Raw genomic sequence first — 5,085 nt, forward strand, 5'->3', positions numbered from 1 at the left:
CCCGGGCCGAGATCGTGTCTATGGTGCGGTCAGGCGAAGGTCAGTTCGCCGTGGTCTCGGTCAACACCGGCTCTTCGCGGTGCACGAGGTTGCCAAGGCCGCCGATCAGCGCGCGGACCGAGGTGACATCGGCGATGCGCAGGCGGGCGGCGGTGTCTCCGGGGCCAATCTTGATACCGACGCCGCCGAGTTCCTGGGCGGCGCGGAAGGCGTCTTCGTCAGTGACGTCGTCACCGATGAAAATGGGCGTGCGGCCGATGAAGGGTTCTTCCTGCATGAAGGCGCGCAGGGCAGCGCCCTTGTCGAAGCCGATCGGGCGGGCCTCGTAGACCATCTTGCCCTCAACCACCGAATATTGCGGGTGGTCGGTGAGCACTTCTTCAAGGGCTCGGAGGCAGGCGTCGGCCAGTTCGGGTGCCTGGCGATAGTGGAGGGCCACGGTGCCGGGCTTGGGCTCGATCAGGAGTTCGGGATGCGCCATGGCGAGAGGCTCGATGGCGCGGGCGATTTCTTCGGCGCCCACGATCAGGTCTTCGTCGACTTCTTCCATCGAGCCGTCGGCGCGGCGGCGTTGGGAGCCATGGGCGCCGGCAATCGGCAGGTGCAAGGGCGCCAGGAAGCGGTCGATATCGGAAATTTCGCGGCCGGTGATGACGGCGAAAGCGTTGTCGAATTCGCGGGTGATGCGGTTTATCTGCTCGGCGAGATCATTGGGGACCTCGATCGAGTCAGGGGTTTCGGCAATCTCCACCAGAGTGCCGTCAAAGTCGGTGAACAGGGCAAGCGCTGGGACCTCAGCGCCGTTCTTGAGAAGGGTCTCGTTCATTGGATTCCTCGCGTGGCACTTCGGGGCTCATGCAAAGGAACGTCGGGGAACGGAAAAGGTTCGCGCCACATGCCTGCCATGCACGCGGCGGGAATATGAACGAAACATTAATCACGCATTCGTGACCCATTCAGCCGTGGAGCGATATCGCTTGTTCCAACGTTGCTACAATGCGTCCTGCGTGAAACGCGTGGACGAAAAGTTGAGGGAAAACAACATCAAATGCGTCCGCTCCTTTCTAAACCCGCTCAGTCCCAAGTCCTGCTATCGGCGCTGTTCGTCGCCGCTTTGAGCTTCATCACGCTTGCGGCATCCTTTGCCGAAATGCCGGTAGACGAGGCTTCTGCGCAGGCGGGCATTCATGAATAAGGCAGCGCTTTCAGATCGCGACAGGCTCAACCTGAGCCTGTGGCGCGTGGTGTTGCCGATCCCGAAAGCGAGGGAGATGGTGGCTGGCGTCACACGCCGGCCGCTGAAATCGCTGCGCAAGTTTCAGGCGAGCGGGATGCCCTTGTTGCCCTTGTCACGCTGATAGACGGCGGAGAGATCGGCATAGGCGGCGGTGATGTCGTCGAGTCGGGCAAGCAGGTTTTCGCGATGGCCGCGATCGAGGCCGGCTACCATTTCCTGGAGGCCGCGGCTTTTGAAGAAGGCATTGCTGCGATTGTAGAGCGGGCGCTCCGGCGCGACGGCGGCGCGATCGGGATCGGGCACGGCATAGACGGCCTGCAGGATCTGGATGTCGTACGGGATGCCAAAGCTGTCGCGGCTGTCTTCGTAAGTGAAGAGATAATAGAAATTATCAAAGCCTGACCAGGTGATGCCGGAGAGGCAGAGCGAGCAAGGCTCGTGCGAGGTCAGGAAGACGCAATCCTTGGTTGCCGGGCGTTGGTCCTTGGGGAGTTCGAAGAAGCGTTTGATGGCGTGCATTTCGCCATGCCAGAGCGGGTTTTCCGTCTCGTTATTGGTTTCGGCCACAACCACCGACAGATCCGACTTCCGCAGGATGGCAGCGCCGAAGAGCTTGTTGCCTTCAGCGACACCGCGCGCCGTCATGGGGACCACGTCATGCTCGATGACGTCGAGCAGGCGCGAAATGAAGTCGGCAGTTTCCAAATCGGCTACTCCTTGGTGCGCACGAGGCCGATCAGCGGCACGTCGGCCGCATCGAGGAGGCGCATTGTGTCGTCGGATATGTCGTAACCGTTCACGGCGACGAGGGCGGCGAAGAAGGCGCTTTCCTGCGCCATGACGGCTGGCTCGCAGGCCATGCGCGTTGAAGCGGGATGGGCGAATTGCAGCTTTGTCCCATCCATTGTCGCCTGCGTGAAAAAGCTGTTGCAGCCAGCGTGACCATCGACGCGGAGATCGGCGGCGATGGCAAGGGTCAGCGGCTGCATGCCGAGGGTGGGGCTGCCGCCGATGCTGGTGACGGTCCAGGTCGTGTTGATGAGCTTCTGGTCCACTTGGGGCTCGGGGTCCGGCAGAGATGGGACGGTATGGGTGCGGGTGACGAGGATCGAGACCGGAGCGGGCGCCGTCAGATCGACCGGGATCGCCACGTCGTTGCGCCACATGGCAGCTCCGCCAACGCGGATTTCGGCGACGAGGCCGAAGGTTGCCCCCGATTTTGCCACGTCGCTGCGGATAGCGAGGGAGAATTGCAGCGGCACCTGGCCACCGGCAGGAATGGAAGCGCTGGCCCCGACAACGGGTTGGCTGTCGGGCAGGGCCACGAGTGCGACATGCAGGCTTGCGCCGGGCGGCAGGGCCATGCGCTCTCGATAAAAGACATCGCCCGTCAGCGTGAGATCATCAGCGCTGGCAGCGCTGACAAACAGAAATAGCGAGAGCATGAGTGTCAGGAACCGGTTCAGCATGGCAGTCCTCCCTGTTGTCTTGAGCGTAAACCAGCCCGGGACGACTGGCGAGGCAAAGCCGACGAAGCGGTTAAGCACCTCGTTCGCGATGGGTGACGAGGAAGGGCGGGTCGAAGGGGAATTCTTCGAGATTGTTGCCGTCCCCGCCGCGGTCCACGACCATGAAGTCGGTTTCCCTGTCGAGCGTCGTGAGAACTCCATGCCAGGTGTTCATGGCGATATTGACGCCTTGGCCGGGGCCGGGGAGGAAAGCGCGGATGTTGGCGGGCGTGCCGCCATGGTCCTCGGCAACGATCACCAGCCAGTGGGCCTCGCCTAGCGGATAGAAGGCCTGGCTGCCGAGGGGGTGGCGTTCGAGGAGGGTCAGACTGAGCGGCAGGGCATAGGGCTGGCCGCGGAAGATGGAGATGAGCGGGCGGGCGTGAACGCCGCCCAGCTCTACCTTGGCAAGATCGTGGAAACGCTCGGTCTTGCCGGCATTGATGGGATAGTGATGCGCGCCTGAGGTCTGGATCACCTGGCCGAAAGGGGCGAAGGCGTCGGGGGTCAGCGGCTCGATGTAGATCGTGCGGTCGCTCATGGTCAGAACGGCAGCTTCGCGTGGCGGTTGACGTCCTTGTAGAGCAGGTAGCGGAAGCGCTCGGGCCCGGCATAGCAGGCCTGGGGGCAGAAGGCGCGGAGCCACATGAAGTCGCCGGGTTCGACCTCGACCCAATCACGATTGAGCCGGTAGACCGCCTTGCCCTCGAGCACATAGAGGCCGTGCTCCATGACGTGGGTTTCCTCGAAGGGAATGACCGCACCGGGCTCGAGCGTGACGATATTGACGTGCATGTCGTGGCGGAGATCGGTCGGTTCGACGAAGCGTGTCGTGCCCCACGTGTCTTTGGTGCCGGGCATCCAGCGGATGGGTTCGTTCTGTTCGTTGGTAACGAAGGCGGGCGGGATGTCGATACCCTCGACCACTTCGTAGCGCTTGCGCACCCAATGGAAGCGGGCGGGCGACGTCGTGCGGTTGACGATGCTCCAATGCGTGCCGGGAGGCAGGAAGGCGTAGCCACCTTCCTTCAGGATATGCGGCTCGCCGGCGATGGTGAGGTTGATCTGACCGGCGACGACGAAGATGACGCCTTCGGCCTCGGGGTTCTGTTCCGGACGTTCGCTGCCGCCGCCGGCAAAGACTTCGACGATGTACTGCGAAAAGGTCTCGGCAAAACCCGAGAGGGGGCGGGCGATGATCCAGGCTCGCGTGTCGCGCCAATGGGGCAGGTAGGAGGTAACGATGTCGCGCATGACGCCGTTGGGGATGAGGGCGTAGGCCTCGTTGAAGGTGGCGCGGCCGGTGTGGAGTGCCATCTGCGCGGGCAGGCCGGCGATGGGGGATGCGTAAGTCGTTGCCATGGGCTCAAGTTCGGTCAGGACGATTCCGCTTGAGACTAGAACCATGTGGCCGGGAAGGCCAAGGCCTGACGGCAGGATTTATTCGCTGAGTTCCATTTCCTGCTTGAGGCGGCTGAGCATGCTGGTCGCGTAGGCGGCGTAGGGACCGATCCAGCGCTCGTGAATGGCGTGGACCGGCAGGGCGTCGAGGTGGTTCCAGCGTTCGCGACCGCGGCGTTCGGCAACGACAAGGCCAGCTTCTTCAAGGACGCCGAGATGCTGCATGACGGTGCAGCGGTCGAGTTCGGGAAAGCCGGCGCAGAGCGTACCAGTCGTGACTGGGCCAGCCTTGAGCGCATCGAGCATGCGCCGCCGGATGCGGTGGCTCAAGGCTTTGAAAATCAGGTCGTCTGCGTCGTCGATTGACATGTTATATTTTTATAACATATGTTTTTGAGGGTCAAGCTAGAGGAGTGAAAAATGCGTGCAGTCGTCAGCAAAGGGCCACGACCGAGCCCGGAATTTTCGGTGTCGGGGCGGATCAGCAAGCCGGTGCATGAGGTGTTCGAGGCGGTGGCCGACCCGAAGGAATTGTCTGGCTATTTCACGACGGGTGGGGCGAAGGGGCGGCTGGAGACGGGCGCCACGGTAACCTGGGACTTTCACGATTTTCCTGGCGCGTTTCCCGTTCATGTCGTCGAGGTGGTTAAGGACGAAAAGATTGTGCTGCGCTGGGGGGCGGCAGACGGGAATGACGAGGCGGGCAATTACGAAACTACCGTGACGATGACCTTTGCGGGTCTCGAAGACGGGCGGACGCTGGTGACAATCCACGAGGGTGGCTGGCGCGACAATGCCGCGGCGCAGAAGGCGTCATATGGCAATTGCGAGGGTTGGACGGGCATGCTTTGCGCGATGAAGGTGTATGTCGAGCACGGGATCAACTTGCGAGATGGATTCTACAAGTAGAGGTAAGTGTCTGGTCTATATGTGAATTGG

8 protein-coding genes are annotated in these 5,085 nt (G+C 62.2%); 2 read left to right on the plus strand and 6 right to left on the minus strand.

Translation table 11 applies throughout. The annotated features are described in order from the left end of the window. Positions 1–40: 40 nt before the first annotated feature. Positions 41–826, minus strand: a complete 786-nt coding sequence (otsB, locus tag ABW043_RS15440; RefSeq protein ID WP_353922090.1) for a trehalose-phosphatase — start codon at positions 824–826, stop codon at positions 41–43. 222 nt (positions 827–1,048) lie between these two features. Between otsB and ABW043_RS15445 the strand changes: the two genes are divergently transcribed. Then, positions 1,049–1,195 (plus strand): hypothetical protein, encoded by a 147-nt coding sequence (locus ABW043_RS15445; protein WP_353922091.1) that lies wholly within the window; start codon positions 1,049–1,051, stop codon positions 1,193–1,195. 123 nt (positions 1,196–1,318) lie between these two features. On the opposite strand, the gene ABW043_RS15450 is transcribed toward ABW043_RS15445, so the two are convergent. The 5 genes from ABW043_RS15450 to ABW043_RS15470 form a co-directional block, all read right to left on the minus strand. Then, positions 1,319–1,882, minus strand: a complete 564-nt coding sequence (locus ABW043_RS15450) for a nucleoside deaminase (RefSeq protein WP_353922097.1) — start codon at positions 1,880–1,882, stop codon at positions 1,319–1,321. Between the two features lie 65 nt (positions 1,883–1,947). Next, positions 1,948–2,706 (minus strand): META domain-containing protein, encoded by a 759-nt coding sequence (locus tag ABW043_RS15455; protein ID WP_353922092.1) that lies wholly within the window; start codon positions 2,704–2,706, stop codon positions 1,948–1,950. 70 nt (positions 2,707–2,776) lie between these two features. Continuing rightward, a complete protein-coding gene (locus ABW043_RS15460; RefSeq protein ID WP_353922093.1) occupies positions 2,777–3,286 on the minus strand; it encodes an ureidoglycolate lyase in 510 nt (169 codons plus the stop codon). A 2-nt stretch (positions 3,287–3,288) separates the two neighbouring features. Then, positions 3,289–4,107, minus strand: a complete 819-nt coding sequence (locus tag ABW043_RS15465; protein WP_353922094.1) for a bifunctional allantoicase/(S)-ureidoglycine aminohydrolase — start codon at positions 4,105–4,107, stop codon at positions 3,289–3,291. 78 nt (positions 4,108–4,185) lie between these two features. Further along, positions 4,186–4,515 carry an ArsR/SmtB family transcription factor gene (locus ABW043_RS15470; protein WP_353922095.1) on the minus strand — a complete coding sequence of 110 codons (330 nt, stop codon included), beginning with the start codon at positions 4,513–4,515 and terminating at the stop codon, positions 4,186–4,188. Between the two features lie 51 nt (positions 4,516–4,566). On the opposite strand from ABW043_RS15470, the gene ABW043_RS15475 reads away from it, so the two are divergent. Continuing rightward, positions 4,567–5,055: an SRPBCC family protein gene (locus ABW043_RS15475; protein WP_353922096.1), complete on the plus strand. Its 489-nt coding sequence runs from the start codon at positions 4,567–4,569 to the stop codon at positions 5,053–5,055. Positions 5,056–5,085: the final 30 nt, after the last annotated feature.

This window comes from Devosia sp., from assembly GCF_040509215.1.
Lineage (GTDB): Bacteria > Pseudomonadota > Alphaproteobacteria > Rhizobiales > Devosiaceae > Devosia.

Excerpts from the sequence above, each read along its gene's own strand:
- ABW043_RS15455 (WP_353922092.1), bottom strand. The coding sequence starts at position 2,706 with ATGCTGAACCGGTTCCTGACACTCATGCTCTCGCTATTTCTGTTTGTC.
- ABW043_RS15445 (WP_353922091.1), top strand. The coding sequence starts at position 1,049 with ATGCGTCCGCTCCTTTCTAAACCCGCTCAGTCCCAAGTCCTGCTATCG.
- ABW043_RS15470 (WP_353922095.1), bottom strand. The coding sequence starts at position 4,515 with ATGTCAATCGACGACGCAGACGACCTGATTTTCAAAGCCTTGAGCCAC.
- ABW043_RS15450 (WP_353922097.1), bottom strand. The coding sequence starts at position 1,882 with ATGACGGCGCGCGGTGTCGCTGAAGGCAACAAGCTCTTCGGCGCTGCC.
- otsB (WP_353922090.1), bottom strand. The coding sequence starts at position 826 with ATGAACGAGACCCTTCTCAAGAACGGCGCTGAGGTCCCAGCGCTTGCC.
- ABW043_RS15475 (WP_353922096.1), top strand. The coding sequence starts at position 4,567 with ATGCGTGCAGTCGTCAGCAAAGGGCCACGACCGAGCCCGGAATTTTCG.
- ABW043_RS15465 (WP_353922094.1), bottom strand. The coding sequence starts at position 4,107 with ATGGCAACGACTTACGCATCCCCCATCGCCGGCCTGCCCGCGCAGATG.
- ABW043_RS15460 (WP_353922093.1), bottom strand. The coding sequence starts at position 3,286 with ATGAGCGACCGCACGATCTACATCGAGCCGCTGACCCCCGACGCCTTC.